Consider the following 26197-nt stretch of genomic DNA (forward strand, 5'->3'; position numbering starts at 1 on the left):
AGGGGGCGCAGGAGTAGATTGGCGAGCCTACCAGACCTCGCCTGCCGCTGCGGAGCCACCATGTACTGGACCGAGTTTCTCACCGTCGCCCTGATCCACCTGCTGGCCGTGGCCAGCCCGGGGCCGGACTTCGCCATCGTGGTGCGCGAGAGCGTGGCCCATGGTCGTCGCGCCGGGCTGTTCAGCGCCTTCGGCGTGGGCACCGGGATCCTCGTGCACGTCACCTACTCGCTGCTCGGCATCGGCCTGATCGTGTCGCAGTCGATCGTCCTGTTCAACGCGCTGAAATGGCTGGCGGCGGCCTACCTGCTGTATATCGGCATCAAGGCGCTGCGCGCGCGCCCGGCCGATCCGGCCAGCGCCGAGCTGAGCCTGGCGGCGGGCGAGCGCAGCGCTCGCGGCGCCTTCGTCAGCGGCTTCGTCACCAACGGTCTGAACCCCAAGGCGACGCTGTTCTTCCTGTCGCTGTTCACCGTGGTGATCGACCCGCACACGCCGGTGCCGGTGCAGGCCGGCTACGGCCTCTACCTGGCGCTGGCCACCGCGCTGTGGTTCTGCATGGTCGCCTGGCTGTTCAGCCAGCAGCGGGTGCGCGCCGGCTTCGCCCGCATGGGCCACTGGTTCGATCGGCTGATGGGCGCGGTGCTGGTGGCCATCGGCGTGAAGCTGGCGCTGAGCGAGATGCGCTGAACGCAAGAGCCCCGCAACTGCGGGGCTCTTTCTTGATGGGCTGGCTTACAGCAGTTCGATGGCCACCGCGGTGGCTTCGCCGCCGCCGATGCACAGCGAGGCGACGCCGCGCTTGCCGCCTTTCTTCTGCAGGGCGTTGATCAGGGTGAGGATGATCCGCGAGCCGGTGGAACCGACCGGGTGACCCTGGGCGCAGGCGCCGCCGAAGACGTTGACCTTGGCGTGATCCAGGCCGTGTTCGCGCATGGCCAGCATGGTCACCATGGCGAAGGCCTCGTTGATCTCGAACAGGTCGATTTCGTCCTTGTTCCAGCCGGTCTTCTTCAGCAGATTGCTCATCGCACCGATCGGCGCCAGGGTGAACTCGCTCGGCTCCTGGCTCTGGGTGGCGTGGGCGACGATCCTGGCCAGCGGCTTGAGGCCGCGCCTGGCCGCTTCTTCGGCGGTCATCAGCAGCAGGGCGCTGGCGCCGTCGGAGATCGAGCTGGCGTTGGCCGCGGTGATGCTGCCGTCCTTGCGGAAGGCGGGCTTGAGCGCGGGGATCTTGTCCAGGTTGGCGGTCAGCGGCTGCTCGTCGTCCTTGACCAGCACCTCGCCCTTGCGGGTGACGACGGTGATCGGCACGATCTCGGCGTCCAGCGAACCGTCCCTGATGGCGGCCTGGGCGCGCTTGAGCGACTCGATGGCGTAGGCGTCCATCTCTTCGCGGCTGATGCCGTACTTATCGGCGGTTTCCTGAGCGAAGGAGCCCATCAGGCGGCCGCTGCGGGCGTCTTCCAGGCCGTCGAGGAACATGTGGTCCTTGATCTCGCCGTGGCCCATGCGCAGGCCGGTGCGCGCCTTTTCCAGCACGTAGGGGGCGTTGGACATGCTTTCCATGCCGCCGGCGATCATCACCTGGTTGCTGCCGGCCTTGAGCGCGTCGAAGGCCTGCATCACCGCCTTCATGCCCGAACCGCACAGCTTGTTGATGGTGGTGCAGCCGGTGGCGGCGGGCAGCCCGGCGTTGAGCGCGGCCTGGCGCGCCGGGCCCTGCTTGAGGCCCGCGGGCAGCACGCAGCCCATGATCACTTCCTGCACCTCGGTCGGGGCGATACCGGCGCGGCTGACCGCCTCGCGAATGGCGGCGGCGCCCAGGTCGACGGCGGACACGCTGGCCAGGCTGCCTTGGAAGCCGCCCATGGGGGTGCGGGCGCCGCTGACGATGACGATGTCGGACATAGCTGTTACCTCGAACGAAAGTTGGGCTGGGAGCAGCCTGTTTCACGACCGGCTGCATGGCTGGATTCTAACCTGTGACCGAAAGTGGCCAAAGGGTCACGCGGCAAATCATTCTTTGGGCTGATTTCGCCCCGCCGGCGCCGCTCTAGAGTCGCAGCATCCCTTCCTTGTGCGCCTTCAGGTGACTCCATGTTGCAGACCCGTCTGATCCCTTCCGCCGCCAATGCCCACGCCTACCCGCTGCTGATCAAGCGCCTGCTGCTGTCCGGCAGCCGCTACGAGAAGACCCGCGAAATCGTCTACCGCGACCAGCTGCGCTACAGCTACGCCACCTTCAACGAGCGCGTCGCGCGCCTGGCCAACGTGCTGAGCGCGGCCGGGGTCAAGGCCGGCGACACAGTGGCGGTGATGGACTGGGACAGCCACCGCTATCTCGAGTGCATGTTCGCCATCCCCATGCTCGGCGCGGTGCTGCATACCATCAACATCCGCCTGTCGCCGGAGCAGATCCTCTACACCATGAATCACGCCGAAGACCGCTTCGTGTTGGTCAACAGCGAGTTCGTGCCGCTGTACAACGGCATCGCCGGCCAGCTGACCACGGTGGAAAAGACCCTGCTGCTGACCGATGTCGAGGACAAGACCGCGGCGCTGCCGAACCTGGTCGGCGAGTACGAGAGCCTGCTGGCCGCCGCCAGCCCGCAGTACAACTTCGCCGATTTCGACGAGAACTCGGTGGCCACCACCTTCTATACCACCGGCACCACCGGCAACCCCAAGGGCGTGTACTTCACCCATCGCCAACTGGTGCTGCACACCCTGTCGATGGCCGCCACCATGGGCTCGCTGGACAGCATTCGCCTGCTCGGCAACGACGACGTCTACATGCCGATCACCCCGATGTTCCACGTGCACGCCTGGGGCGTGCCCTACGTGGCCACCATGCTCGGGGTCAAGCAGGTCTACCCGGGTCGTTACGAGCCGGAGATGCTGTGCCGGCTGATCAAGGAGGAGCAGGTCAATTTCTCCCACTGCGTACCGACCATCCTGCAGATGTTGCTCAATGCACCCAATGCCCAGGGCCATGACTTCGGCGGGATGAAGATGATCATCGGCGGCAGCGCGCTGAACCGTTCGCTGTACGAGGCGGCCAAGGCGCGCGGCATCCAGCTGACCGCGGCCTACGGCATGTCCGAGACCTGCCCGCTGATTTCCTGTGCCTACCTCAACGAGGAGCTGCGCGCCGGCAGCGAGGACGAGCGCACCGCCTACCGGATCAAGGCCGGCATTCCGGTGCCGCTGGTGGAGGCGGCGATCATGGATGCCGAGGGCAGGCTGCTGCCGAGCGACGGCGAGGCCCAGGGCGAGCTGGTGCTGCGCGCGCCCTGGCTGACCCAGGGCTACTTCCGCGAACCGGAGAAGGGCGAGGAACTCTGGGCGCACGGCTGGCTGCATACCGGCGACGTGGCGACCATCGACGGCATGGGCTTCATCGAGATCCGCGACCGCATCAAGGACGTGATCAAGACTGGCGGCGAGTGGATCTCCTCGCTGGAGCTGGAGGACCTGATCAGCCGCCATCCGGCGGTGCGCGAGGTGGCGGTGGTCGGCGTACCCGATCCGCAGTGGGGCGAGCGGCCGTTTGCCCTGCTGGTGGCGCGTGAAGGCCAGGCGCTGGACGCCAAGGGGCTCAAGGAGCACCTCAAGCCTTTCGTCGAGCAGGGCCACATCAACAAGTGGGCTATTCCCACGCAGATCGCCCTTGTTACCGAAATTCCCAAGACCAGCGTCGGCAAGCTGGACAAGAAGCGCATTCGCGTCGATATCGCCCAGTGGCAGGAGGCCGGCAGCGCCTTCCTCTCCACCCTGTGAGTAGCGGTTTGACTGGGCGGCGGAAATGACCGCTCAGTCAAACAAGCGTTTGGCTTGCTAATTGCTGTTTCACGTCCATGCTTGGCTAGTCGCAGGCCTTGAAACCGGCGAGCCAGAGTGCCTGGGGGCTGCAAATCACACTTTCGAGGGATCAAGCAGTAATACCCGCTGGCTATAGTCCAAGCATCCATAACAAAAATAGATGGAGTAGCGTCGATGACAAAAACAACACCTTACTGGCGCCTGGCGAAACTGCCGCTGGCCGTCAGCCTCGCTTCCACCCTCGCCGCTCCGGCATTCGGCGTCACTTTCAATATCGGCGAGATCGAGGGTCAGTTCGATTCGCAACTGTCCGTTGGCGCCAGCTGGGCGGTGCGCGGCGCCGACCCGAGTCTGGTGGGGAGTCGTAACGGTGGCGAGGCCTCGTCCCAGACCGGCGACGACGGTCGTCTGAACTTCAAGAAGGGCGAGACCTTCTCGAAGATCTTCAAGGGCATCCACGACCTCGAGCTGAAGTACGGCGATACTGGTGTGTTCGTGCGCGGCAAGTACTGGTACGACTTCGAGCTGAAGGACGAGAGCCGCCTGCTCTACGACATCGACGACAGCAACCGCAAGACCGCCGCGCAATCGTCCGGCGTGCAACTGCTTGACGCCTTCCTCTACCACAACTACGCCATCGGCGACCTGCCGGGCAGCGTGCGCGTCGGCAAGCAGGTGGTGAGCTGGGGCGAGAGCACCTTTATCCAGAACTCGATCAACTCGATCAACCCGGTGGACGTCTCGGCATTCCGTCGTCCCGGCGCCGAGATCAAGGAAGGCCTGATCCCGGTCAACATGTTCTATGTGTCGCAGAGCCTGACCGACAACCTCTCGGCCGAGTTCTTCTATCAGCTCGAGTGGGACCAGACCGTTCTCGACAACTGCGGCACCTTCTTCGCCGTCGATGTGGTGCAAGACGGCTGCGTCGATCGTCTGGCCGTCGATGGCAGCGATTTCGGTGGTCCGGGCAGCCCCGGCTACAAGTACGTGGGGCGCATGGCCGACAAGGACGCGCGCGACAGCGGGCAGTACGGTATCGCGCTGCGCTGGTTCGTCGAGGAACTGAACAATACCGAGTTCGGCTTCTACACCATGAACTACCACAGCCGTACGCCGATCCTGTCCTACAAGGCGGGGCAGAGCGTCTACCTGTTCCCCGACTCGGTGGAAAATCCGGCCACCGGCGAGCTGTTCGCCAAGTACGGCCTGGAATACCCGGAAGACATTCGCCTGCATGGCGTGAGCTTCGCCACCAACGTCGGCTCCACCGCGGTGAACGGCGAATTGAGCTATCGGCCGAACATGCCGATGCAGATCAACACCACCGACCTGACCCTGGCCTCCATCGCACAGGGGCCTGTGGCTGGTGGGCTCGGTGTGCCGACCAACCTGCCGATCTATACCAGCGGCCATGCGGCGTTCGGCGCAGGCGAGACCCTGACCGGTTATGTGCGCAAGCCCATGACTCAGGCGCAGGTCAGCGTTACCCAGTTCGTCGATCAGGTTGCCGGCGCCGAGCGCCTCACCCTGGTGGGCGAGGTGGGCTACACGCACGTCAGTAACCTGGGCAAGAACGAGCTGCGTTTCGGCCGCGCCCCTGAGTTCGGCGCTGGCGCCTACCCCGACAACAGCCTCTGCACCGGTATTGCCAACCCGGCGAATCCGCAGAACTGCGACGACAAGGGTTTCTTCACCAACACCTCCTGGGGTTATCGCCTGCGTGCGGTGCTCGACTACAACAGCGTGTTCGCCGGCGTGAACCTCAAGCCCAGCCTGTCCTGGTCGCATGACGTGGACGGCTACGGTCCGACCTTCAACGAAGGCAACAAGGCCATCAGCCTGGGCCTGGATGCCGAATACCAGAACACCTACACCGCCAGCCTGTCCTACACCGACTTCTTCGGTGGCGAGTACAACACCAATATCGACCGCGACTTCGTCGCGCTCAGCTTCGGTTTGAACTTCTAAGCGGCCAGGAATTTCGAGGAATCATGATGCGAATGAAAACAACAAAAACTCTGTGGCAAAGCGGCGTCCTGACCCTGTCCCTGCTGGCCAGTGGTGTGATGGCGGCAGTATCTCCGGACGAAGCGGCCAAGCTTGGCACCAGCCTGACGCCGCTGGGCGCCGAGATGGCCGGCAACGCCGATGGTTCGATTCCGGCCTGGACCGGCGGCCTGCCGGCCAATGCCGGCACCGTCGACGGCAAGGGCTTCCTCTCCGACCCCTTCGCCAGCGAGCAGCCGCTGTTCACCATCACCGCGCAGAACGTCGAGCAGTACAAGGACAAGCTGACTCCCGGCCAGCTGGCCATGTTCAAGCGCTACCCGGACAGCTACAAGATGCCGGTCTATCCGACCCACCGTTCGGCCAGCCTGCCGTCGGCGGTGCTCGAGGCGACCAAGCAGAACGCGGTCAACACCAAGATGGTCGAGGGCGGCAACGGCCTGGAAAACTTCCAGACCGCCAACCCCTTCCCGATCCCGCAGAACGGTCTGGAAGCGATCTGGAACCATATCACCCGCTACCGCGGCGGCAGCGTGCGTCGTCTGGTCACCCAGGCCACGCCGCAGGCCAACGGTTCCTACTCGCTGGTGTACTTCCAGGACGAGTTCACCTTCCGCGATGCGCTGACCGACTTCGACGCCAGCAAGGAAAGCAACGTGCTGTTCTACTTCAAGCAGCGCGTCACCGCCCCGTCGCGTCTGGCCGGTAACGTGCTGCTGGTGCACGAGACCCTCAACCAGGTCAAGGAACCGCGTCTGGCCTGGCTGTACAACGCCGGTCAGCGGCGCGTGCGCCGCGCCCCGCAGGTGTCCTACGACGGTCCGGGTACCGCCTCCGACGGCCTGCGTACCTCCGACAACTTCGACATGTACAACGGTGCGCCGGATCGCTACAACTGGCAGCTCAACGGCAAGAAGGAGATCTTTATCCCCTACAACGCCTACAAGCTGGATTCGCCGAGCCTGAAGTACTCCGACATCATCAAGGCCGGCCACATCAACCAGGACCTGACCCGTTACGAGCTGCACCGCGTCTGGCACGTGACCGCGACCCTGAAGGACGGCGAGCGCCACATCTACGCCAAGCGTGACTTCTTCATCGACGAGGACACCTGGCAGGCCGCACTGATCGAGCACTACGACGGTCGCGGTACCCTGTGGCGCGTGGCCGAGGCTCATGCTCAGTACTACTACGACAAGCAGGTGCCCTGGTACACCGTCGAGACCCTGTACGACCTGCTGTCCGGTCGTTACCTGGCCCTGGGCATGAAGAACGAGGAGAAACAGGCCTACGACTTCAACTACAAGGCAGCCGGCAGCGACTATACCCCGGCGGCGCTGCGCCAGGCGGGCGTGCGCTAAACCCTCGCGTCCTGCAACACGAAGAAGCCGGCCTTGTGCCGGCTTTTTCGTTGCTGCGCGCCGACTTTCTCGGGCTGGGCACATGGCGCAGCCTGGTCCGCCATTGCCGGCACCGCAGCCAGTTGAGCCCGGGTCTGGCAACCGCAGCTGCTGCGCTTGCCAACCGGCTTTTTCGTTACCGACTGTAGCCGGCGCTTCAAATGGTCAGTGCAAGCCGCTAGGCTGGGGTCAGGTCGCGCCCGCTGCATACATGAGACTTCCAAGAATTGGCCGATGACTGACCTTTCCCGTTCGCCAGGTTTCCCCTACATGCCGGCCACGCCGGTCGAAGCCCGTTTCTACCGGCCGCCGCTACCGGCGGGGCATACGCCCCGCGAGCGCCTGTGCCAGCGTCTGGAGGAGGGGTTGCAGGGCCGTCTGCTGCTGGTCTGTGCGCCGGCCGGGTTCGGCAAGAGTTCCCTGGCCATCGAATTCTGCGAGCGCCTGCCGGCCCATTGGCACAGCCTGTGGCTGGGCCTGAGCGAGCGCGATAGCGATCCCGGGCGTTTTCTCGAACGCCTGCTGCAGGGCCTGCAGCAGTTCTACCCGAGCCTGGGGGAAGAGGCGCTGGGCCTGCTGAAGATGCGTCAGCGCCATCAGCCTTTCGCCTTCGAGCAGTGGCTTGACGGCCTGCTCGACGAGTTGGCCCATGAACTGGACGGCGGTCAGCCGCTGCTGTTGGTGCTGGACGACTATCACCTGGCCCAGGGGCCGGTGCTCGACCGCTGCCTGCAGTTCTTCCTCAATCACCTGCCACCCGGCGTCCTGCTGCTGGTGACCAGTCGCCAGCGGCCGGACTGGCACCTGGCGCGTCTGCGCCTGTCGCGCCAGCTGCTGGAGCTGAGCGAGCAGGATCTGCGCCTGACCGCCGACGAGCTGGACGCCCTGCTGGCCAGCCAGGGCGCCTGCCTGGAACGCCAGCAGGTCACCGGCATCCTGCAGCGCAGCGAGGGCTGGGTCGCCGGTCTGCGCCTGTGGCTGCTGGCCGGCGAGGACCTGGGCAGCGAGGCGCAGGCCAGGCTCGAGCTACACGGCGGCGAGGGGCTGATCCGCGACTACCTGCTGGAGGAGGTGATCGAGCGCCAGCCGGCCGAGGTGCAGCAGTTCCTCTACGACACCGCCTGCCTGGAGCGCTTCTGCGCCGAGCTGTGCGACGCGTTGCGCGACAGCCATGACAGCGCCGCGATCATCCGCCAGCTGCAGGCCAACCAGGTGTTCCTGGTGCCGCTGGACGAGCAGGGGCGCTGGTTTCGCTACCACCATCTGTTTTCCGATCTGCTCAACGCGCGCCCGGCCGAGGGCCTCAGTCGCTCGCGCGGCAGTTCGCACCTGCGCGCCTGTCGCTGGTTCGCCGCCGAGGGCCTGCTCGATGCCGCCATCGAGCAGGCGCTGCTGGCCGGCCAGGCCGACGTCGCCGCCAGCCTGGTGCAGAACCTCTCCGAGGAGCAGCTGCTGGCCGAGCAGAACGTCGCCATGCTGCTGCGCTGGAAGACCAACCTGCCGGACGAGCTGCTGGCCAGCACGCCGCGGTTGATCATGCTCTATGGCTGGGCGCTGGCGCTGGCCTGCCAGCTGGATGCGGCGCAGGAGCTGCTCGAGCAACTGGGGCGCTTCCTGCCGGCGGCGGATGCGACCAGCCAGTGCAGCCTGCTGGCGCAGTGGCAGGCGCTGGACGGGGTGATCGCCCGCGGTCGCGGCGACAGCGGGCGGGCCGAGCGGCAATGCGCCGAGGCGCTGGCCGGCCTGTCCGCGGAGCGCTACGGTCCGCATTTCATGTGCCTGTCCACCCTGGCCAACCTGGCCATGGTGCGCGGCGATCTGTGGCGTGCGCGCGGCCTCAATCGCGAGGCGCTGGAGCTGGCGCAGCGCATCGACAACCCGCTGTTCGAGGCCCTGGCCCATTACGAGCGGGCACGCGTGCTGCAGGCCCGCGGCGAGGTGTTGCGCGCTCTGGAGGAAGTGCGCCAGGGCCTGGCGCGGTTGCAGGGCCTGACGGCGCAGCGCAGCTATTCGGTGCGCGCGCGACTGACCCTCTACGAAGGCTATCTGCTCAGCCTGCGCCTGCAGCCGCAGGCGGCGCCACGCCTGCGCGCCGGCATCGCCGAAGCGCGCGCCTGCCGCGATGTCGGCGTGCTGATCGGCTACTGCGTGCTGGCCGGCCTGGAAGGGCGCAGCGGCCGGCCGGCCGAGGCCTTCGCCCTGCTCGGCGAGGCCGAGCGGTTGATGCACGTGTGGGACGTGCCGGCGATCTACTATCTGGCGATGATTACCCTGAGCAAATGCGAGCTGTGGCTGCGCCAGGACCAGGTCGAGCTGGCGGCGGCCTGGCTGCCGCAACTGGGCGAGACCTACGGTGCCCAGGGGCGGGCGGTGGCGCCGGAGTTCCACCCGCAGCTGGCGCTGCATATCGATCTGCAGCAGGCCGCGCTGGAGCGCCTGCAGGGGCAGGCGGAGGCGGCCGAGCGGCGCCTGCGCGCACTGCAGCAGCGTGCCCACGGCCTGGGCGGGCAACTGGTTGGGCTGATGGCGCAGGCGCAACTGACCCAGTTGCTGCGCCAGAACGGGCGCGAGCGCGAGGCGCAGCAGCAGTTCGACGCCTGCCTGGAGGTGGCGCAGGGAGGCGCCTTGCTGCCCTTCGTCGAACTGCTCCAGCACCAGCCGCAGTGGCTGCGCGAGCGCCTGCTCGCACGGCCGGTTTGCCCGCTGCGCGAGGCCCTGCTTGGGCAGTTGCCGACGGGACAGGGCGAGGGCGAGGAGGCGCTGACGGAGGAGGGCGTGCTGACCGAGAAACTCAGCGCCCGCGAGCTGGCGGTGCTGCAGCTGATCGCCGGCGGCTGCTCCAATCAGGAGATCAGCGAGCGCCTGTTCATCTCCCTGCACACGGTCAAGACCCACGCCCGCCACATCAACAGCAAGCTCGGCGTCGAACGCCGCACCCAGGCGGTGGCGCGGGCCAAGGGCCTCGGCTTACTGCGCTGAACCCGGTAGCGACAGATCCAGCGTCGGCGCCTTGAGCACCGGCGTGGGCGGCTGCGCCAGCTTGGCCTGCACGTCCCGCTGGATCATCTGCAGCACCGGCAGCAGTTCGGCCATGTTGCTCTGCACCTGGGGGTAACGATGGTCGCTCGCCAGCCCGTCGATGCGCGTCAGCAGCTGCGCCTGCACCTCGGCCGGCAGGTGGACGAACAGCTCCGGCAGTTGCTGGCTCAGTTCGGCGCTGTACAGCAGCAGCTCGTCGCGGCCGAAGGCCTGGGTCAGCTCCAGGTAGTCCAGCGCGCTGCCGGTGAGCATCGCCGCCGCCGCCTTGGTCTCCTGCAGGCCCTGCAGGCGCACCGGGTTGCTCTGCTCGCTCTGCGACAGGGTCATCCAGAACTCGGTGGTGAGGGTAAAGAGGATGGCCTGCTGGCGCAGCGAGTAGCTCATCAGGCCGAGGGCTTCGGCGGCATAGGGCTGCTGCTTGGCGCGGAAATCGAAGTACAGGCGCATCAGCTCCTTGAGCTGGAACAGCACTTCGCGCGCCTCGTTCTGCCGCAGCTCCAGCGGCGCGTAGATATTCAGCTGCGGACGAAAGTTCTCCGCCGAGACCATGCGCTGGTAGATCGGCCCGGTGAATTCGCCGCTGCGCCGCGGCAGGGCATTGGCCTGGGTCTTGTCGATCTGCTCCAGGGCCGCGTGCAGCTGCTGGTAGTCGCCGCTGCGCCAGGGCTGGTGGATGTCCGGGATGCGCTGGCCCAGGTAGAACAGCTCGGCGGCGCCGGCCGGCGCCTGGCAGACCAGCAAAAGGATGGCCAGCGGCCAGAGCAGGCGACGTGCTAGGGTGGGCGACACGATGAATATCCGCGGCTAGAGGCGGCTCCAGAGTACCCAGCTCGGAGACCTGCGTCACCCGCGCCTTGGTTGGGGAGAGGGCATGGACGAGCTGGCCGAGCACGGAGCCATCCGCGCGGTGTTCGAGGACCTGGGCGGCTACGGCGCGCTGACCTCGCAGCAGGGCGGCGCGGGGCCGCTGGTCGGCCACCTGCAACGCACCAATATCCAGCTGGCGGCGATTCCCCTGTTCGCCCGCAAGGGCCTGGAGCAGGTCACGGTGAACGACCTGCTGGATGCCGCGCAGGTGTCGCGGCGCACCTTCTACAAGTACTTCGCCAACAAGATGGAGGTGCTCGAGGGCATCTACCAGACCTCGGTGCTGCTCCTGCTGGCGCGCTTTCGCGAGATGCAGCAGGTGGCCGGCAGCCCGCAGGCCTGGCTGCGCGCCATGGTCGGGCGGTTTTTCGACTATCACCTGGCGGTCGGCCCGATCATCCGTCTGATGCAGGAGGAGGCGCTGCGCGCCGAGTCGCCGCTGGCCGCGCATCGCCAGCGTGCCCACCAGGAGATGCTGCGCCTGCTGGTGGAGCGCCTGGAGCCGGAGCTGGCGCCGCGCGATCCGCTGGTCTATCAGGCGCTGATCTGGGCGCTGGAGGCCGCCTCCCTCGACCTGCTCGGGCGCAGCGCCAGTCGCGCGGAGATCGAGCGGGCCAAGGCGGTGCTCGGCGACCTGCTGATCGCCTCGTTGTGCCCCAGCTAATAGGGTCTGCTCCCGCTTCATTCGCGAGCCGCGTTGCTGCGAGAAATGGCCCCCGGTTAGGCGCAGGACGCAGGTAATGGTCGCTCCCTTGCCAAGTCCTGCAACGACAGCGGGGGGCATTTCCCGCGCAACCCGCAGGGCCGGGCCAGTTTTGGCGCGATGCAGTGTTACTCGATAGCTCATTTAGCCCACTAAACTTCGCATCTCGTGCCTCGCCTCGCGCCAAAACTGGCTCCGGCGCGGCCGCGAATGAAGCGGGAACAGACCCTAGGTTGGGCGGCGCGCGGGGTTTGCCCGTGCTCTGATACAGGGTGCCCATAACAAGATCGAGGTGCCCGCATGTCCGCCAACAGCCTGTCTCTACAACCGCCCTTGGCCGTCGGTTTCGCCCGCCTGGGCTTCGGCGCCCTGCCGCTGGAGCGCCTCAAGGCCCGCTACGGCAGTGCCGAAAGCGGTTCGCGCTATATCGAGCTGGACGGTTTCAATATCCACTACCGCGACGAGGGCAGCCGCGACAAGCCGGCGCTGGTGCTGATCCACGGCGTGGTCGCCTCGCTGCACACCTGGGATGGCTGGGTGCAGGCCTTCGCCCCGCACTACCGGATCATCCGTTTCGACGTGCCGGGCTTCGGCCTCACCGGCCCGGCGCGCGACGGCGAGTATTCGGCCGAGCGCATGATTCGCGTGCTCGGCCTGTTGCTCGACTACCTGCAGGTGGAGCGGGCGGATATCGCCGGCAACTCCCTCGGTGGCTATATCGCCTGGAACTTCGCCCTGGCCCAGCCGCAGCGGGTGAGCAAGCTGGTGCTGGTCGACCCGGCCGGCTACCCCATGGCCAAGGTGCCGTGGATGATCGCCGCCGCCGCGCTGCCCGGCGCCACCCTGGCCATGCCGCTGTGGATGCCGCGTGCGCTGATCGCCCTGGGCATCAAGGAGGTCTACGGCGAGCCGGGGCGGATCAAGCCAGGGGTGGTCGACCGCTACTACGACCTGTCGCGCCGGCCCGGCAATCGCCGCGGCATGATGGATATCTTCCGCGTGCTGCTCAAGGTCAACAAAGAGGAGCTGCACGCCACGCCGCAGCGGGTGGCGCAGATCCAGGCGCCGACCCTGCTGCTGTGGGGCGAGCGCGACCGCTGGATCTCGCCCAAGCACGTGCCGCTGTGGCAGCGCGATTTGCCGGGCATCCAGGTCAAGACCTACCCGGGCGTCGGGCACATTCCCATGGAGGAGATTGCCGAGCAGAGCGCGGCCGATGCGATGAGGTTTCTGCTGGGTTGATGCGTCCCGCCACGGTCGGGACGCTCCTGCGAGAGCGGCGGGCGGCCCGACCTGCTTCGACAGGTCGGGTGCGGCCTTCTACCCTGTGCTTTGTCCTCAACAGCAAGGAGTGGCCCATGACCATAGCACTGAGCGTCCAAGGGCTTTGGGATAACTGGCAGCGATCCCAGAGGGACAACAACATCCACGAGCCAGCGGTTCAGCATTATGTGAACATGCTGATTCTCAACCAGCCTCTACCTGCTATCGCGATTGAGAAACTTGTGGACGAGGGCGGGATGATCCGGATTCGTACCGCGGACGGACGGCATCGCCTCACTGCCGCGCATCGACAGAATCAAGCGACGATCGACGTTCTGGATACCGAGATCGCACGATCGGCGAGAGAGATATTCAATCTTTAGCGCTGCGGCGGCGGGCGACCGAGCCCCACCTGGGACTTTCCCCGAGCGATCCAGGGGCTCCTTAGCCCTCTGGAGCAACGACGTTCGGAGCGGAAATCATGAGGGGAGGGCGCTCCTTTTCCGCCGGAGAAAAGGAGCGGGTGGTGTCAGGCCGCGCTGGCCTGGGGCTGCGGCGCGGCGTCGAACTCCTCGCGGGTGGCGTGCAGCAGCGCGAGGTTGTCGTGCTCCCAGGGGTGGAAGCCGTCCTTGAAGAAGTCCAGATAGGTGCCGATCAGCGGGCGGAACACGCCGTCCTTGCCCCACATCCAGCGCAGGCCGTCGCGCCATACGCGCCAGTTCCACAGCAGGCCGTCGACCTTGAGCATATGCGCCAGGCCGCGGGTGGTGTCGAGGACGAAGAAGAAGGTGCCCATCACCATCGCCCGGCGCAGCAGCTTGCGGCTGCCGCACACCTGGTTGTAGACGTCGAAGGCCACCGCCTTGTGCTCTGTCTCTTCCAGCGCATGCCAGCGCCACAGGCGCACCAGGGTCGGATGGGCGCCGGCCATGTGCGCCGGGTTCTTCAGCAGGCCGTCGGCCATGATCGCGGTGATGTGCTCCAGCGCCGCGGTGGCGGCCAGCTGGCGCTCTTGCGAGAACTTCTTCTGGGTATAGCGGATGCGCGCGCGGGCGCGCTTCTCGATGCGCTCGATGTCGTAACCCAGGTCGCGCAGGCGCTGGCTGTATTCCAGGTGCTCGCGACTGTGATGGCCCTCCTGGCCGATGAAGCCGCGGATCTGCTCCTTCAGCAGCGGGTCGTCGATGCGGTCGCGGAACTGGCGCACCGAGTCGATGAAGAAGCGTTCGCCGTCGGGAAACAGCACCGACATGGCATCGAACAGGTGGGTCTTGAAGGCGTCGCCGCCGTTCCAGTGGCGCGGCAGCGGGTTGGGCAGGTCGAAGTCCATGTGTCGGGGGCGGATCTGCAAACCTTCCGGGGTGGTGCTGGCCATAAGGGCTCCCTTGCGCTGATGAAGTGCGACCGACTATGGCGTCAGCGGGCTTACCGGCACAGGTTCGCAACAGCCAATGTTGCAGTCATATCCGGCCATCGACGCTTGGCCAGCGGAAAGTTGGGGAGCGGCGCGCGCGCTACGGCATCAATAAAAAACCGCCCCTAAGGGCGGTTTCTTGTGCGCGGGCCGATCAGGCGCCGGCGTCGAGCTGCAGGCGCTGGTTCGACTGCGCCTGCACTTCACGGTAGCGCTCGGCGTCCTTGGCCAGGACGTCGGCCATGGCCGGGAAGATCTGGTCCAGCTTGCTGCGCCAGTCCGTGGACTGGGCCTGCTCGGGGAAGCAACGACGGATCAGGTCGAGCATGATCGACACGGTCACCGAGGCGCCCGGCGAGGCGCCGAGCAGGGCGGCGATGGAGCCGTCAGCCGCGGCCACCAGCTCGGTGCCGAACTGCAGGATGCCGCCGTTCTTGCTGTCTTTCTTGATGATCTGCACGCGCTGACCGGCCACTTCCAGGCGCCAGTCCTCGGCCTTGGCCTCGGGGTAGAAGCCGCGCAGGGTCTTCAGGCGCTGCTCTTCGGACTGCATCACTTCCTTGATCAGGTAGCGGGTCAGGTCCATGTTGTCGCGCGCCACCGCCAGCATCGGGCCGATGTTGTTGGGGCGTACCGACAGCGGCAGGTCGAGGAACGAGCCGTGGCGCAGGAACTTGGTGGAGAAGCCGGCGTAAGGGCCGAACAGCAGGGATTTCTTGCCGTCCACCACGCGGGTGTCGAGGTGCGGCACCGACATCGGCGGCGAGCCGACTTCGGCCTGGCTGTAGACCTTGGCCTGGTGCTTGGCCACCACCTCGGGGTTGTCGCAGCGCAGCCACTGGCCGCTCACCGGGAAGCCGCCGAAGCCCTTGCCTTCTGGGATGCCGGACAGCTGCAGCAGCGGCAGGGCGCCGCCGCCGGCGCCGAGGAAGACGAACTTGGCCTGGATCTGCCGAGTGGCGCCGGTCTGGGTGTCCTTGACGCTGACGCGCCAGCCGTCGTCTTCGCGCTTGAGGTCGGTGACCTTCTGGTTGCAGATGACCTTGGCGTCCGCCTGGCTGGCCAGGTAGTCGAGCATCTGCTGGGTGACCGCACCGAAGTTGACGTCGGTGCCGGCCTGCACGCGGGTCATGGCCAGCGGTTCGCCGGGGTCGCGGCCGGGGATCAGCAGCGGCGCCCAGTCGGCGATGGTGGCGCGATCCTCGGTGTACTCCATGGCGCTGAAGGCATGGTGCTGGCGCAGGGCCTCGAAGCGCTTCTTGAGGAAGGCGATGCCATCCTGGCCACGCACGAAGCTCATGTGCGGCACCGGGTTGATGAAGGATTTCGGCGAGTTGATCGCGCCCTTGTCGATCAGGTAGGCCCAGAACTGCTTGGACTCCTCGAACTGGGCGTTGATGCTCACCGACTTCTTGATGTCGATGCTGCCGTCGGCGCCTTCCGGGGTGTAGTTCAGCTCGCACAGCGCGGCGTGGCCGGTGCCGGCGTTGTTCCAGGGGTTGGAGCTTTCCACCGCGCCGGACTCGCGCAGTTCCACCACTTCCAGCGTGATGCCGGGATCGAGTTCCTTGAGCAGCACGCCCAGGGTCGCGCTCATGATGCCGGCGCCGACCAGCACCACATCTACGCTTTGGTAATCGTTATGCGCCATTAACCTCACTCCAAGAAATACTGCACCAGATTGACGGCCTGTCGGCCTGCTAGGGCGATGCCGGTGGACTCAGACGCAGTGCCTGGTCGCGCGGCCGGGAGGGTTAAGGCTGGGATTTGCGGACGCAAAACTGTTCATTTATTCGCCACACTCTTGTGAAGTTGTAAAAACCGTTTTTTCACGCTCTTTTGGAGCGGTGAACCTCAAAAGCTCGTCTGCCTCGGCGCGCTTCTAGCCCGCGCAGGTCATGCATTGCATGGCTGCAATCGGCTCTGCGTATGGGCTTAAAGCGGCTGGCCGGAAACGGCAGCGCGAAGTGGGCGACTCTCTGGGGCGGGAGCGATGACCTAGCATCGGCGAGGTGGTGCGGCCCGATCAGGAGACGTCCTTATAATCGGGGCGCGATTATAGCGGTGAATGAGGCGAAATTGATCGCCCTGCGTGACTTTTCTTCTTCCGTCGGTCAGGCCGCCAACGGCCGGACGTCTGCTGCATGCGTGACGACCGGTGTGACGCGCACGCCGGCGGGCAGCGGCGCCCCCAGCCAGCAGGGGCGCGACTCGCTCACCTCGACCCAGCCGGCCTGCTGCGGATGCGCCTGCGCCTGACGCAGCGCGCGGCAATGCCCCTGGGCGTCGAGCCAGGCGAAATGACGCAGCGGGCGGCGGGGGCTGAACAGGCGGCGCAGCAGCGACATGGCGAAAACTCCGGCGGATGGGCTGGCGTCCTTTATGCCGTACGGCGGTGACAGGCTGATGACAGGAACCGCAGGCCGGGGCTGGCAGTCCGATACTGCGAGTGCTGTCGGCGCCAGTCGCCGCTGGGTATACTGCCGGCCACTTTTTCAACCCCTCTTGGAGAGATGAGCATGTTGCACCGCGCGTTGTTCGCCTTGCTTGCCGCCGCCAGCCTGACCCTGGCCGGTTGCGCCCACAGCCCTCAGCAACTCAGCCCGCAACCCAAGCTCACCAGCGCGCTGACCGCGGTCGGTCAGGGCCAGCCGGTGGTGGTACGGGTGGTCGACGGGCGTCCGTCGCCGAACCTCGGCACCCGCGGCGGCCTGTATCCGGAAACCAGCGCCATCAGCGTCAGCAGCGAAGCCATCCTGCCCAAGCTGCAGGCCGAGGCCGAGGCCGCGGTACGCCTGCTCGGCTTCACCCCGTCGAGCAACGCCTACAACGCGCCGCAGCTGACCCTGACCCTGGCCGAGCTGAAGTACCAGTCGCCCAAGGAAGGCCTGTACGTCACCGAGGCCGACATCACCGCCTCCATCCGCGCCGACGTGCAGGGCGCCAGCCGCCGCTACAGCGGCCGTTACGGCGCCTCGCTGAACCAGCGCTTCGGCATGGCGCCGAACCAGCAGACCAACACCAAGCTGGTCAGCGACGTGCTCAGCGACGCCCTGACCCGTGCCTTCAAGGATCCGACCATTGGTCAGGTGCTGCTGCAGTAACGCAGAGCCCCGACACGAAAACGCCCCGCATTGCGGGGCGTTTTCATTTCTGCGCACGCTTCAGGCAGCCTGCTCGTAGAGCTCCGGCAGGCTCATGCCGGTGCGGTTGTCGATGTCTGGCAGGTCGTAGTGTTCGTGACCGCCCAGGGCGCAGTAGACCAGCCAGTGGTGGTCCTGCACGTTGAAGGAAAGTTCGTCGACCACTGCGTCCACTTCATCCAGCGAGTCGATCAGGTAGTCGCGATCCAGCGGTTGTGGGTTGAGCATGGCAGGTCCTCCGCGGACATTAAGGGTAAGGCTCCACTGCAGGTCGTGACTGCGTGGTCAGGATGAGAGATACAAACCCTAGGCCAGGGATATGACAGTTTTCAGACGATTTCGGGATAGCCGCCGCGTTCGTCGGAAACGAACCTTATAAAACATGGATTTCAGTACACTGCGCGACGACTTTCGACGGCCGGAACGGGCGCTGCTGCACCTCATTTTCGGCGTGAATCCCCATTCTGGTGCGGCGACGGCGTCGCTGCACCGAGCTGATCCTGAGGTGTTGCATGTCGCTGCAGATGTTGTGGTCGCTGTTCCTCGCCCATCCGGCCGTGGCGATGAATGCGCTGGCATTGTTTTTCGGCCTGGCCGGCGCCTGGCTGTGCCTGATGACCCGCCTGCGCGAGCAGCGCGGCCAGGCCCGCATGCTGGCGCAGGGCGAACTGGAAAGCCTGAGCGCCGAGGCCGAGACGTGCGACGAGCGCACCCTGCGCATCAATCGCTTCTTCTACCGCTTCGGCGGCGCCTGCCTGGCAGCGGCGCTGCTGCTGTCCTGGTTCAGCACGCGGCTGTAATGGGCGACAGATACGAAAACGGCAGCCCTCGGGCTGCCGTTTTCCTTTGTGGCGGGGTCTTTCAGAGCGGCAGGCCGGCCTTGATCCGGTACTGGTTGCGCACCGGGTTGGCGTATTGCAGCACCAGGTAGGCTTGCTCCTCGGCGCTGCAGGCGGCCAGGCGCCTGTTCCACTCAGCCTCGGCCTTGGCCAGTTCGTCGGCGGCGAACAGCTCGCGGGCGGCGGGCACGGCCAGCTCCGGGTCGCGCTGCGCCCACATGGCATAGGCCAGGTAGTGCACCGGGAACAGGCGGTACTGGCCGAGAATCTGCCGGTCCAGTTCCTGGGCCAGCTGCTTGGTGTCGTCCAGACCTGCGACCGGGGCGCCGAAGTGCAGGTGGACGCGACCCTTGTAGCCGGTGATGCCGAGGGCGATGCTGGCGTCGTCCTCGCCGGGTGCCTTGGTGTAGCTGCCGGTGGCGGCACGCACGCTCAGCTCGCGGGCCTTGGCCAGGTCGCAGGGGTCGTACTCGTAGCTGATCGACACCGGGATCAGGTTGAGCGAGTCGATCACCGCGGCGAACGGCTCGTCCTTGCGGCTCATGTGGAACATCTTGAGGATCGCCGAATCGGTGCGGTCGTCGCCGTCCTTGGCGCGGCCTTCGGCCTGGGCGATCCAGATCGACTCGCCGTCCTCGCGGATCGAGTGGTTGATATAGGCCGAGAGCAGCTGGTAGGCCGCCAGCTTCTCGCGCCGGCCGCTGATCGAGCGGTGCACGATGAAGCTCTTGTTCAGGCGCATCAGGTCGCCGACGAAGGGCTTCTGCAGCAGGTTGTCGCCGATGGCGATGCGCGGCGTCTGCAGGCCGGCGTGGTACACCGCGTAGTTGACGAATGCCGGGTCCATGACGATGTCGCGGTGGTTGGCCAGGTACAGGTAGGCCTTGCCCGGTTGCAGGTGCTCGAGGCCGGAGTAGGTGATGCCGTCGCTGGCGCGCTCGATGCTGCGGTCGACGTAGGGCTCGATCTTCTCCTGTAGCTTGGCCACCGAGTCGATGCCGGCGAACTCGCTGCGCAGGCGCGCGGCGATCAGCGGCTTGAGCAACCAGCCGAGCGGCCCGGCCAGGCGCGGGAAGCGAAAGCGGGTGAGGGTGCCGAGAAAGGCCGGGTCGGCGAGCAGGCGCGCCAGTACGGGGCGTACTTCTGCGTCGGCATAGGGTCGGATGGCATCGAATGCGCCCATCATGCTCTCTTGTTGTAGAACGGCTATGGTTGAAATGAGGTGCTGAACGAAAACGCCTGGCGAACAGGCCAGCAATAGACCGGCGATTATACCGCCAAGTCACAAGGAGGCCGCGATGCTGGAAACCGAGGCCTATTTCTGCCCCTACTGCGGCGAGCCGGCCGAAGCCGTGCTCGATCTGTCGGCGGGTGATCAGTCCTATATCGAGGATTGCCCGGTGTGCTGCCGACCGATCCTGTTCGAGCTGCGCACCGACGGCGTCGACTGGCAACTGGAGGTTCGCGGGGAGAACGACTGATGCAACGAATCTACGAGCCGGAGAATCTGCTGGAGGGCGAGATGCTGCTGGGCATGCTGGCCAGCGAGGGTATCGAGGCGCATCTGCTCGGCCAGCACCTGGTCGGTGCGGTGGGCGAGTTGCCGGTCTGCGGGCTGCTCGCGCTGCTGGTAGCCGACCATGACGCCGAGCGGGCACGCGCGCTGATCGGGGCGTACAATGCCGCGCAACCTCTGCCCGGCGACGAGCCGGAATCCTTCCAGGGCGTGCTGCTGTGCTGACGCGCCCCTGCCTACCTGTCGAGTTGCCGCATGTGTGGACGCTACGCCCTGTTTCGCTGGTCGCCGGCCCTGGCGGCCTTGCCCGGTTTTCCCACCGATCAGCAGCCGCACTGGAATATCGCGCCGAACGGCCAGGTGCTGCTGTTGCGTGCCGGCGCCGCCGGGACTGAAGCCGCCGCGGCGCGCTGGGGCTTGACCCCGGCCTGGCTCAAGGACCTGTCGAAGACCCCCGCGCATGCCCGCGCCGAGACCCTGGCCGAGCAACCGATGTTCCGCGAACCCCTGCGCCTGCGCCGCGGCCTGCTGCCGGCCAACGGTTTCTACGAATGGCGCGGCGCAGCGCGCAAGCGCCCGTACTGGATGACCAACGCCGATTCGCTGCTGTATTTCGCCGCGCTGTGGGAGGTCTATCCGGTCGGCGGGCACGAGTACCTGAGCGTGGCGCTGATCACCCAGGCAGCCGCCTCGCAGCGCCGCCCGCTGATTCTCGACGAGCAGGAGCGGGCCCTGTGGCTGAGCGGCGAGACCGGGCTGGAGCAACTGCAGGCGCTGCTGGCCAGGCCCCAGGGGGGGCTGCGCGAGCGCGCCCTGGCCACCCTGGTCAACGACCCCAAGCTGGATGCGCCGGAGTGCCTGACCCCGGCCTGAGCTCGCTAGGCCCCTAGGGTGCGTCGTGTTTCTCCGCCGCCTGCCAGAGCACCTCGGCGATGCCCTGGCGCTTGCCGATCAGGCGCGCGGCGACGAACAGCAGGTCGGAGAGGCGGTTGACGTAGGCCAGACCCTCGGCGCGCAGCGGTTCCACCGCGTTGAGGTGCTGGCAGCGGCGTTCGGCGCCGCGGGCGACGCTGCGGCAGAGATGGGCCTGGGCCACCAGGCGCGAGCCGCCGGGCAGGATGAAGTTCTCCAGCGGGCCGACCTCCTCGTTCCAGCAGTCGATGGCCGCCTCCAGGCGCTGCACTTCGCTGGCCTGCAGGGCCTGGTAGTCGGGCATCGCCAGTTCGCCGCCGAGGTCGAACAGGCGGTGCTGACAGGGCGCCAGCACCGCGGCGATTTCCTGCAAGCCCGGCCACCTGGCCTCGCCTTCGGCCAGCTCGGCCAGCAGCAGGCCGAGCTGGCTGTTCAGCGTGTCCAGCTCGCCCATGGCTTCGATGCGCGGGTGGTCCTTGGTCACCCGGCGGCCATCGGCCAGGCCGGTCTCGCCCTTGTCGCCGGTGCGGGTGTATATCTTGGAAAGGCGGTAGCCCATGTTCAGAGTCCTGTGCTGTCGGGAGCGGGGGCCAGCGGCAGGCGCAGGGTGAAGCAGGTGCCCTGGCCGGGCTTGGATTGCACTTCCATCTGCCCCTTGTGGTTGTTGGTGACGATGAAATAGGACACCGCCAGGCCCAGGCCGGTGCCCTGGCCGACTTCCTTGGTGGTGAAGAACGGCTCGAAGATGCGCTTGCGCACGGCCTCGCTCATGCCGGTGCCGTTGTCCTCGACCTGCAGTTCGGCCCAGTTGCCGACCTGGCGCGTACGCAGGGTGATGCGCCCGGGTTCGTCGGGCGCGCTGCGCTGGTGGATGGCCTGGGCGGCGTTCTTCAGCAGGTTGAGCAGCACCTGCTCCAGCTCGTTGGCGGTGGCGGCCACCGCGCCCAGCTGCGGGTCGAAGTCGCGGACGATCTGCAGCGCCTTGAAGTCGAAGCTGTCGGTGAGGTCGAAGTCGTTGCCGGCGATCTCCAGCGCCTGGTCGATCAGTGCCGGCAGCTGGCAGGGCGCCAGTTGCCGGTCGCTGCGCCGGCTGAAGCTGAGCATATGGCTGACGATCTTCGCGGCGCGCTGGCCGGCCTGCTGGATGCCGTCGAGCAGGCGCGGCACCTCGCGGGCCTCGAGGTAGCGGTCGATGCTTTCCAGGCAGACGCCAACCTGTTCGGCCTGTTCGCGGTTCTTTTCCAGTTCCGGCGACAGGCGCCGGCGGATGTTCTGCACGTTGTGCAGGATGGCGCCGAGCGGGTTGTTGATCTCGTGTGCCATGCCGGCGGCCAGGCCGCCGACCGAGAGCATCTTCTCCGACTGCACCATCATTTCCTCCAGCGCCAGGCGCTGGGTGATGTCGTCGATGCGGATCACCGCGCCGCGCCCGGCACCGCCCATCAGCGGGTAGAAGGTCAGAGCATAGTGGCGCGGCTCCTCGTCCTTGTGCCAGGTGACCCGCTCGATCTTCTCCACCCGGTGCTGCTCGGCGGTGCGCTTGAGCTGTGGCAGGAAGGGCTTGAGCGGCGGGAAGGCGAGGAACACCGGCTGGTTCAGCGCCTCGTCCAGGCGCGTGCCGGAAAGCGCGCTGGCCTCCTGGTTCCATTGGGTGACGTAGAGCTGCTCGTCGAGGGCGATCAGCGCCGAGGGCATGGAGTCGATGATGCTGTTGAGGTAGTTCTGGAAACCGGTGAGCTTTTTCTCGATCTTGCTGCGCACCTGCACCTCCAGCTCCAGCTTGCGGTTGGAGTGGCGGGTTTCCTCGGCCAGGCTCTGCGCCTGGTCGAAGGCGGCCTGGGCGTCGTCGCGGGCGCGGCTGAGCTGCTGCTCGCGCGCCTCCATGCGCATCAGCATGGTGTTGAAGGCGTCGGCCAGGCTGCCGATCTCGTCCTGGTTGCCGCGGGCGGCGCGCAGGGCGTAGTTCTCCTCGCGGGTGACCTGGCGCGACAGCTCCTCCAGCTTGCGGATCGGCCTGGTCACCAGGCGCCTGATCTGCCGCGCCACCAGCAGCCAGAGCAGCACGCTGAGCGCCAGGATCGCCAGGCTGGCGGTCAGGGTGCCGGTGTAGAAGGCGCCGGGCAGTTCGCTGGAGGCCACCAGCAGCAGGGCGCCGGGGCGGCCGCTGGGGTGCGGCAGCTCGACCAGGTGGTTGGCGCGAAAGGCGGTCTCGCGCCAGTGCGGCAGCTGGCTGAGCTGCAACGGCACCTGCAGTTTCTCGCCGCGCTGCAGCTGCGCCAGGCTGACCCCGTTGCTGTCGTAGATCACCGCCGCGCGCAGCGGCGCGTAGTCGTCCAGGCGCTTGAGCAGGGCTTCGGCGGAGGCCGGCGAGTGCAGCGCCTCCTTGCTCAGCGCCGGACTGGCGATCAGCCGCCCGAGGGTGTGCAGGGCCTGCGGCGCCATGCTCTCCTGGGTGATCCAGTAGGCGGCGCTGATAAAGGCCAGGTTGGCGATCAGCAGCACCGCGGCGAGCAGCACCAGCAGCGCGGCGAGCAGCTTGCGGCCGACCGGCAGGTTGTCGAGGTGCTGACGCAGTCGCATGTGGCTATCGCTGTGACGGGCGGGAAGGGCAGGTTAGCGCGGCCGGGCGGCCATTGCCATGGCGGGATCGGGCGGCTGCGCACAGGTCGTGGGGTGGACATGCCGCAGCCCGGCTTGTCCACGGGGGCGGGCGCTGGTTGACAGCGCCGTCAGTCCAGCGGCAGGCCGCGTGCACCGAGGTGCGCCAGCAGGCGCTGCTGCAGGTGCTGCAGGTGCGGCAGCTGCAGGTCATGGCGGCGGGCGGTGGCGCAGGCATGGCCGAGCAGGTAGGCGATCTCGGTGCGGCGGCCCTGGGCCACGTCCTGGTGCATGGAGGAGTAGTTGGCCGCGGTGGCTTCTATCACCCGCTGCACTTCCTCGTGCAGCTGCTCGGCCGCCGCCGGCTGGCCGCAGCGCTGCAGCAGCTCGCTCAGCTCGGCGCAGAGCGTGGCGACCTCGGCCGGGTGTTCGCGCAGGCCGCCGTTGCGGCAGTCATGGAGCACGGTCAGCGGGTTGATCGCGCAGTTCAGCGCCAGCTTGCGCCACAGCCGGGCGAGGATGTCCGGGCTCCACTGATGGGGAATGCCGGCGCGTTCGAGCTCGTCGAGCCAGGGCGGCGGCAGCGGGTCGGCCGGATCGCCCAGCCAGGTGTGGCCGTTGCCGGCGAACACCACCTGGAAGTCGGCCTGGCGAAACGCACCCTCGGTACTGGAGGCGAACAGGCAGCGCTGCTGCGGCAGGCGCTGGGCCACCGCGTCCTGGCTGCCCAGGCCGTTCTGCAGCAGCAGCAACTCGCCATCGGCGGCCAGGCGCGGCGCCAGTTCGGCGGCTGCGGCCTCGGCATCGTAGGCCTTGCAGGCCAGCAGCAGGCGGTGGATCGGCGCATCGGCCTGCGGCAGTTCGGCGGGGATGGCGTAGCGGCGGGCTGCGCCGCGCTCGACCAGGGTCAGGCCGCCGGCCTGCTGGTAGGCCGCCAGGCGTTCGCGGTTACGCAGGATCAGCCGTACCGGCAGGCCGGCGCGGGCCAGGCGGGCGGCCCACAGGCTGCCCAGGCTGCCGGCGCCGAGAACGTGCCAGGTCACAGCAGCGGCAGGCGCATGGCGGCGACCCGGCCGCTGGCGTAGGACTCGGCCAGCAGGCTCTCGGCATGGCGGATCAGCTGTTCCGGATCGGTAGGCATGGCCTTGGCGTCCAGGCCCACCAGGCTGATGCCGGCCTTGAGCGTGACAAAGCCTTCGCTGGTCTTGAACGCCTTGAGGTTGAGGCCCTCGTGCAGGCGCTTGAAGCTGCTCGGCGAGCATTCGTGGAGGTCTTCGAGCAGGGTGATCAGGCCGAAGTGGTTGTCGTCCAGGCGGGTCAGCACGTCCAGCGGCCGCACCAGTTGCTGCAGGCGCCGGGCCACGCCGTGCAGCAGCTCGTTGTAGAAGCGGTCGCCGAACTTGCGGTGCAGCTGGCCGGCCTCTGGCAGGCCGATCAGCAGGTAGCACACCGCGCCGCCGCGCGACTCCACCTGGCGCAGGCTGTCGGCCAGCTTCTGCCGCAGGTAGCGCGGGTTGCCCAGGCCGGTGAGCGGGTCGACCAGGTTGCGCCGCTCCAGGCTGGCGATGTTCTGCGTCAGCAGGCGGTTTTCCTGCAGCAGGCGCTGCAGGGTATTGCACAGACGGTCGGCGGCGTAGACCCGTGGCACCAGTTGCTCGTTCATCGCCGCCTTGCTGATGAAGTCGTCGACGCCGCGATCGAAGGCCTCGCCCAGCACGTTCTCGCCCTCCTTGCCGGTGAGCAGGATGACGTAGGTGTAGTGATCGGCCGTCTCGTCCAGCTGGCGCACCCGCGCGGTCAGCTCCAGGCCGTCTATCTCGGGCATCAGCCAGTCGGCCAGGAGTACGCTGGCGGGGCGCTCTTCGAGCAGCTGCAGGGCCTCGGCGGCGCTGCTGGCGAAGCGCACGTCCTGGTAGCCGGCCTGGCTCAGGGCGCGACCGATCATGGCGCTGGAGAACTTGGCGTCGTCCACCACCAGGATGCTGAGATGGGGGTTGGGCATGGGCAGGCTCGCGACAGGGAGGAAGGACGCCAAACGGCGTGGATCAGTCCGGTTATAATGGGCCCGCCATAGTTATCGTCAAGTCAGGCGCGTTCACTCCGTGAAGGGGATCGCGCCGTCCATCAGGAGCAAGCCCATGCCTTCGTTCGACGTGGTGTCGGAACTGGACAAACACGAACTGACCAACGCGGTCGACAATGCTGTCAAGGAACTCGATCGCCGTTTCGATCTGCGCGGCAAGTGCAGCATCGAAAGCAAGGACAAGACCCTCACCCTGACCGCCGAAGCCGAGTTCATGCTCGAGCAGGTGCTCGACATCGTGCGCAGCAGCCTGATCAAGCGCAAGATCGACTGTCAGTGCATGGAAGCCAAGGAGGCCTACGCCTCCGGCAAGGTGATGAAACAGGAGGTGACCTTCCGCGAGGGCATCGACAAGGAGCTGGCGAAGAAGATCGTCGCCCATATCAAGGACGCCAAGCTCAAGGTGCAGGCCGCCATCCAGGGCGAGCAGGTGCGCATCACCGGCAAGAAGCGCGACGACCTGCAGGAGGCCATCGCCCTGCTGCGCGGTCACGATTTCGGCATGCCGCTGCAGTACAACAACTTCCGCGATTGAACCTTTGCCGCCTAGCGGCGTCGCAACGCAGGATTGATAGCATTCTGACCGCC

At 66.8% G+C, this 26197-nt stretch carries 24 protein-coding genes and 1 pseudogene; 14 read left to right on the plus strand and 11 right to left on the minus strand.

Translation table 11 applies throughout. The annotated features are described in order from the left end of the window. Positions 1 to 60 precede the first annotated feature (60 nt). Positions 61 to 690, plus strand: a complete 630-nt coding sequence (locus EA796_RS07995) for a LysE family translocator (RefSeq protein ID WP_021442591.1) — start codon at positions 61 to 63, stop codon at positions 688 to 690. Positions 691 to 735: 45 nt separating this feature from the next. On the opposite strand, the gene EA796_RS08000 is transcribed toward EA796_RS07995, so the two are convergent. Then, the gene (locus EA796_RS08000; protein ID WP_122108234.1) at positions 736 to 1911 is read right to left on the minus strand and encodes an acetyl-CoA C-acyltransferase; all 1176 of its coding nucleotides are present in this window, start codon (positions 1909 to 1911) and stop codon (positions 736 to 738) included. 189 nt (positions 1912 to 2100) lie between these two features. On the opposite strand from EA796_RS08000, the gene EA796_RS08005 reads away from it, so the two are divergent. The 4 genes from EA796_RS08005 (at position 2101) to EA796_RS08020 (ending at position 10211) form a co-directional block, all read left to right on the plus strand. After that, a complete protein-coding gene (locus EA796_RS08005) occupies positions 2101 to 3783 on the plus strand; it encodes a fatty acid--CoA ligase (protein ID WP_122108235.1) in 1683 nt (560 codons plus the stop codon). A 216-nt stretch (positions 3784 to 3999) separates the two neighbouring features. Continuing rightward, positions 4000 to 5793: a DUF1302 domain-containing protein gene (locus tag EA796_RS08010; RefSeq protein ID WP_122108236.1), complete on the plus strand. Its 1794-nt coding sequence runs from the start codon at positions 4000 to 4002 to the stop codon at positions 5791 to 5793. A gap of 32 nt (positions 5794 to 5825) precedes the next feature. Beyond that, on the plus strand, positions 5826 to 7193 hold the full coding sequence (locus tag EA796_RS08015) for a DUF1329 domain-containing protein (protein WP_122108237.1): 1368 nt from the start codon (positions 5826 to 5828) through the stop codon (positions 7191 to 7193). A 273-nt stretch (positions 7194 to 7466) separates the two neighbouring features. Further along, positions 7467 to 10211, plus strand: coding sequence for a LuxR C-terminal-related transcriptional regulator (locus EA796_RS08020; protein WP_122108238.1), 2745 nt, complete (start codon positions 7467 to 7469; stop codon positions 10209 to 10211). Here EA796_RS08020 and EA796_RS08025 read toward each other — a convergent pair. Then, complete coding sequence (locus EA796_RS08025) at positions 10200 to 11060, minus strand: hypothetical protein (protein ID WP_122108239.1); 861 nt, start codon at positions 11058 to 11060, stop codon at positions 10200 to 10202. The genes EA796_RS08020 and EA796_RS08025 overlap by 12 nt on opposite strands. 82 nt (positions 11061 to 11142) lie before the next feature. On the opposite strand from EA796_RS08025, the gene EA796_RS08030 reads away from it, so the two are divergent. The 3 genes from EA796_RS08030 to EA796_RS08040 all read left to right on the plus strand — a co-directional run bounded on the left by EA796_RS08030 (position 11143) and on the right by EA796_RS08040 (position 13487). After that, positions 11143 to 11802, plus strand: coding sequence for a TetR/AcrR family transcriptional regulator (locus EA796_RS08030; RefSeq protein WP_122108240.1), 660 nt, complete (start codon positions 11143 to 11145; stop codon positions 11800 to 11802). Positions 11803 to 12141: 339 nt separating this feature from the next. Beyond that, positions 12142 to 13083 (plus strand): alpha/beta fold hydrolase, encoded by a 942-nt coding sequence (locus tag EA796_RS08035; RefSeq protein ID WP_122108241.1) that lies wholly within the window; start codon positions 12142 to 12144, stop codon positions 13081 to 13083. 116 nt (positions 13084 to 13199) lie between these two features. Further along, complete coding sequence (locus tag EA796_RS08040; protein WP_021446069.1) at positions 13200 to 13487, plus strand: hypothetical protein; 288 nt, start codon at positions 13200 to 13202, stop codon at positions 13485 to 13487. 146 nt (positions 13488 to 13633) lie between these two features. Here EA796_RS08040 and EA796_RS08045 read toward each other — a convergent pair whose 3' ends face one another. The 3 genes from EA796_RS08045 to EA796_RS08055 all read right to left on the minus strand — a co-directional run bounded on the left by EA796_RS08045 (position 13634) and on the right by EA796_RS08055 (position 16866). Next, positions 13634 to 14479, minus strand: coding sequence for a metal-dependent hydrolase (locus EA796_RS08045; RefSeq protein ID WP_122108242.1), 846 nt, complete (start codon positions 14477 to 14479; stop codon positions 13634 to 13636). Between the two features lie 193 nt (positions 14480 to 14672). Then, the gene (gene mqo, locus EA796_RS08050) at positions 14673 to 16169 is read right to left on the minus strand and encodes a malate dehydrogenase (quinone) (protein WP_122108243.1); all 1497 of its coding nucleotides are present in this window, start codon (positions 16167 to 16169) and stop codon (positions 14673 to 14675) included. 463 nt (positions 16170 to 16632) lie between these two features. Continuing rightward, positions 16633 to 16866, minus strand: a complete 234-nt coding sequence (locus tag EA796_RS08055) for a hypothetical protein (RefSeq protein WP_122108244.1) — start codon at positions 16864 to 16866, stop codon at positions 16633 to 16635. A gap of 171 nt (positions 16867 to 17037) precedes the next feature. Between EA796_RS08055 and EA796_RS08060 the strand changes: the two genes are divergently transcribed. Next, positions 17038 to 17622 carry a YajG family lipoprotein gene (locus EA796_RS08060; protein WP_021446065.1) on the plus strand — a complete coding sequence of 195 codons (585 nt, stop codon included), beginning with the start codon at positions 17038 to 17040 and terminating at the stop codon, positions 17620 to 17622. Positions 17623 to 17682: 60 nt separating this feature from the next. On the opposite strand, the gene EA796_RS08065 is transcribed toward EA796_RS08060, so the two are convergent. Continuing rightward, on the minus strand, positions 17683 to 17889 hold the full coding sequence (locus EA796_RS08065) for a hypothetical protein (protein ID WP_021446064.1): 207 nt from the start codon (positions 17887 to 17889) through the stop codon (positions 17683 to 17685). Positions 17890 to 18173: 284 nt separating this feature from the next. Between EA796_RS08065 and EA796_RS08070 the strand changes: the two genes are divergently transcribed. Next, positions 18174 to 18461 (plus strand): hypothetical protein, encoded by a 288-nt coding sequence (locus EA796_RS08070; protein ID WP_122108245.1) that lies wholly within the window; start codon positions 18174 to 18176, stop codon positions 18459 to 18461. Between the two features lie 61 nt (positions 18462 to 18522). Here EA796_RS08070 and EA796_RS08075 read toward each other — a convergent pair whose 3' ends face one another. Beyond that, positions 18523 to 19686 carry a 1-acyl-sn-glycerol-3-phosphate acyltransferase gene (locus tag EA796_RS08075; RefSeq protein ID WP_051365833.1) on the minus strand — a complete coding sequence of 388 codons (1164 nt, stop codon included), beginning with the start codon at positions 19684 to 19686 and terminating at the stop codon, positions 18523 to 18525. Positions 19687 to 19798: 112 nt separating this feature from the next. Between EA796_RS08075 and EA796_RS08080 the strand changes: the two genes are divergently transcribed. From EA796_RS08080 to EA796_RS08090, 3 genes are read left to right on the plus strand one after another with little or no spacing between them, the layout of a single operon-like run. Further along, positions 19799 to 19981 (plus strand): CPXCG motif-containing cysteine-rich protein, encoded by a 183-nt coding sequence (locus tag EA796_RS08080; protein ID WP_021446061.1) that lies wholly within the window; start codon positions 19799 to 19801, stop codon positions 19979 to 19981. After that, the gene (locus EA796_RS08085; RefSeq protein WP_021446060.1) at positions 19981 to 20241 is read left to right on the plus strand and encodes a DUF2007 domain-containing protein; all 261 of its coding nucleotides are present in this window, start codon (positions 19981 to 19983) and stop codon (positions 20239 to 20241) included. The genes EA796_RS08080 and EA796_RS08085 overlap by 1 nt, the downstream gene beginning before the upstream one ends. Positions 20242 to 20271: 30 nt before the next feature. Next, the gene (locus tag EA796_RS08090; RefSeq protein ID WP_122108246.1) at positions 20272 to 20889 is read left to right on the plus strand and encodes an SOS response-associated peptidase; all 618 of its coding nucleotides are present in this window, start codon (positions 20272 to 20274) and stop codon (positions 20887 to 20889) included. 13 nt (positions 20890 to 20902) lie between these two features. Here the strand turns inward: EA796_RS08090 and EA796_RS08095 are convergent, their stop codons facing one another. The 4 genes and pseudogenes from EA796_RS08095 to EA796_RS08110 form a co-directional block, all read right to left on the minus strand. After that, positions 20903 to 21487 carry a cob(I)yrinic acid a,c-diamide adenosyltransferase gene (locus EA796_RS08095; RefSeq protein ID WP_021446058.1) on the minus strand — a complete coding sequence of 195 codons (585 nt, stop codon included), beginning with the start codon at positions 21485 to 21487 and terminating at the stop codon, positions 20903 to 20905. 2 nt (positions 21488 to 21489) lie between these two features. Continuing rightward, the gene (locus tag EA796_RS08100) at positions 21490 to 23508 is read right to left on the minus strand and encodes a HAMP domain-containing sensor histidine kinase (protein WP_122108247.1); all 2019 of its coding nucleotides are present in this window, start codon (positions 23506 to 23508) and stop codon (positions 21490 to 21492) included. Positions 23509 to 23657: 149 nt separating this feature from the next. Further along, positions 23658 to 24569, minus strand: a complete 912-nt coding sequence (locus EA796_RS08105) for a putative 2-dehydropantoate 2-reductase (RefSeq protein WP_122108248.1) — start codon at positions 24567 to 24569, stop codon at positions 23658 to 23660. Continuing rightward, positions 24566 to 25567, minus strand: a pseudogene (locus EA796_RS08110) (response regulator); the annotation flags it as partial. The gene EA796_RS08105 and the pseudogene EA796_RS08110, both read right to left, overlap by 4 nt. Positions 25568 to 25664: 97 nt before the next feature. Between EA796_RS08110 and EA796_RS08115 the strand changes: the two are divergent. Next, on the plus strand, positions 25665 to 26144 hold the full coding sequence (locus tag EA796_RS08115; RefSeq protein ID WP_021444165.1) for a YajQ family cyclic di-GMP-binding protein: 480 nt from the start codon (positions 25665 to 25667) through the stop codon (positions 26142 to 26144). The last annotated feature ends 53 nt before the right edge of the window (positions 26145 to 26197 follow it).

It is taken from the genome of Pseudomonas sp. AOB-7 (genome assembly GCF_003696305.1).
GTDB lineage: Bacteria > Pseudomonadota > Gammaproteobacteria > Pseudomonadales > Pseudomonadaceae > Aquipseudomonas.

What these genes read in the sequence shown, in the direction of transcription:
- EA796_RS08085 (WP_021446060.1), top strand. Translation starts at nt 19,981, where the DNA reads ATGCAACGAATCTACGAGCCGGAGAATCTGCTGGAGGGCGAGATGCTG.
- EA796_RS08055 (WP_122108244.1), bottom strand. Translation starts at nt 16,866, where the DNA reads ATGTCGCTGCTGCGCCGCCTGTTCAGCCCCCGCCGCCCGCTGCGTCAT.
- EA796_RS08030 (WP_122108240.1), top strand. Translation starts at nt 11,143, where the DNA reads ATGGACGAGCTGGCCGAGCACGGAGCCATCCGCGCGGTGTTCGAGGAC.
- EA796_RS07995 (WP_021442591.1), top strand. Translation starts at nt 61, where the DNA reads ATGTACTGGACCGAGTTTCTCACCGTCGCCCTGATCCACCTGCTGGCC.
- EA796_RS08035 (WP_122108241.1), top strand. Translation starts at nt 12,142, where the DNA reads ATGTCCGCCAACAGCCTGTCTCTACAACCGCCCTTGGCCGTCGGTTTC.
- EA796_RS08070 (WP_122108245.1), top strand. Translation starts at nt 18,174, where the DNA reads ATGTCGCTGCAGATGTTGTGGTCGCTGTTCCTCGCCCATCCGGCCGTG.
- EA796_RS08115 (WP_021444165.1), top strand. Translation starts at nt 25,665, where the DNA reads ATGCCTTCGTTCGACGTGGTGTCGGAACTGGACAAACACGAACTGACC.
- mqo (WP_122108243.1), bottom strand. Translation starts at nt 16,169, where the DNA reads ATGGCGCATAACGATTACCAAAGCGTAGATGTGGTGCTGGTCGGCGCC.
- EA796_RS08090 (WP_122108246.1), top strand. Translation starts at nt 20,272, where the DNA reads ATGTGTGGACGCTACGCCCTGTTTCGCTGGTCGCCGGCCCTGGCGGCC.
- EA796_RS08060 (WP_021446065.1), top strand. Translation starts at nt 17,038, where the DNA reads ATGTTGCACCGCGCGTTGTTCGCCTTGCTTGCCGCCGCCAGCCTGACC.
- EA796_RS08010 (WP_122108236.1), top strand. Translation starts at nt 4,000, where the DNA reads ATGACAAAAACAACACCTTACTGGCGCCTGGCGAAACTGCCGCTGGCC.
- EA796_RS08100 (WP_122108247.1), bottom strand. Translation starts at nt 23,508, where the DNA reads ATGCGACTGCGTCAGCACCTCGACAACCTGCCGGTCGGCCGCAAGCTG.
- EA796_RS08040 (WP_021446069.1), top strand. Translation starts at nt 13,200, where the DNA reads ATGACCATAGCACTGAGCGTCCAAGGGCTTTGGGATAACTGGCAGCGA.
- EA796_RS08065 (WP_021446064.1), bottom strand. Translation starts at nt 17,889, where the DNA reads ATGCTCAACCCACAACCGCTGGATCGCGACTACCTGATCGACTCGCTG.
- EA796_RS08095 (WP_021446058.1), bottom strand. Translation starts at nt 21,487, where the DNA reads ATGGGCTACCGCCTTTCCAAGATATACACCCGCACCGGCGACAAGGGC.
- EA796_RS08045 (WP_122108242.1), bottom strand. Translation starts at nt 14,479, where the DNA reads ATGGCCAGCACCACCCCGGAAGGTTTGCAGATCCGCCCCCGACACATG.
- EA796_RS08080 (WP_021446061.1), top strand. Translation starts at nt 19,799, where the DNA reads ATGCTGGAAACCGAGGCCTATTTCTGCCCCTACTGCGGCGAGCCGGCC.
- EA796_RS08005 (WP_122108235.1), top strand. Translation starts at nt 2,101, where the DNA reads ATGTTGCAGACCCGTCTGATCCCTTCCGCCGCCAATGCCCACGCCTAC.
- EA796_RS08075 (WP_051365833.1), bottom strand. Translation starts at nt 19,686, where the DNA reads ATGATGGGCGCATTCGATGCCATCCGACCCTATGCCGACGCAGAAGTA.
- EA796_RS08000 (WP_122108234.1), bottom strand. Translation starts at nt 1,911, where the DNA reads ATGTCCGACATCGTCATCGTCAGCGGCGCCCGCACCCCCATGGGCGGC.
- EA796_RS08020 (WP_122108238.1), top strand. Translation starts at nt 7,467, where the DNA reads ATGACTGACCTTTCCCGTTCGCCAGGTTTCCCCTACATGCCGGCCACG.
- EA796_RS08015 (WP_122108237.1), top strand. Translation starts at nt 5,826, where the DNA reads ATGAAAACAACAAAAACTCTGTGGCAAAGCGGCGTCCTGACCCTGTCC.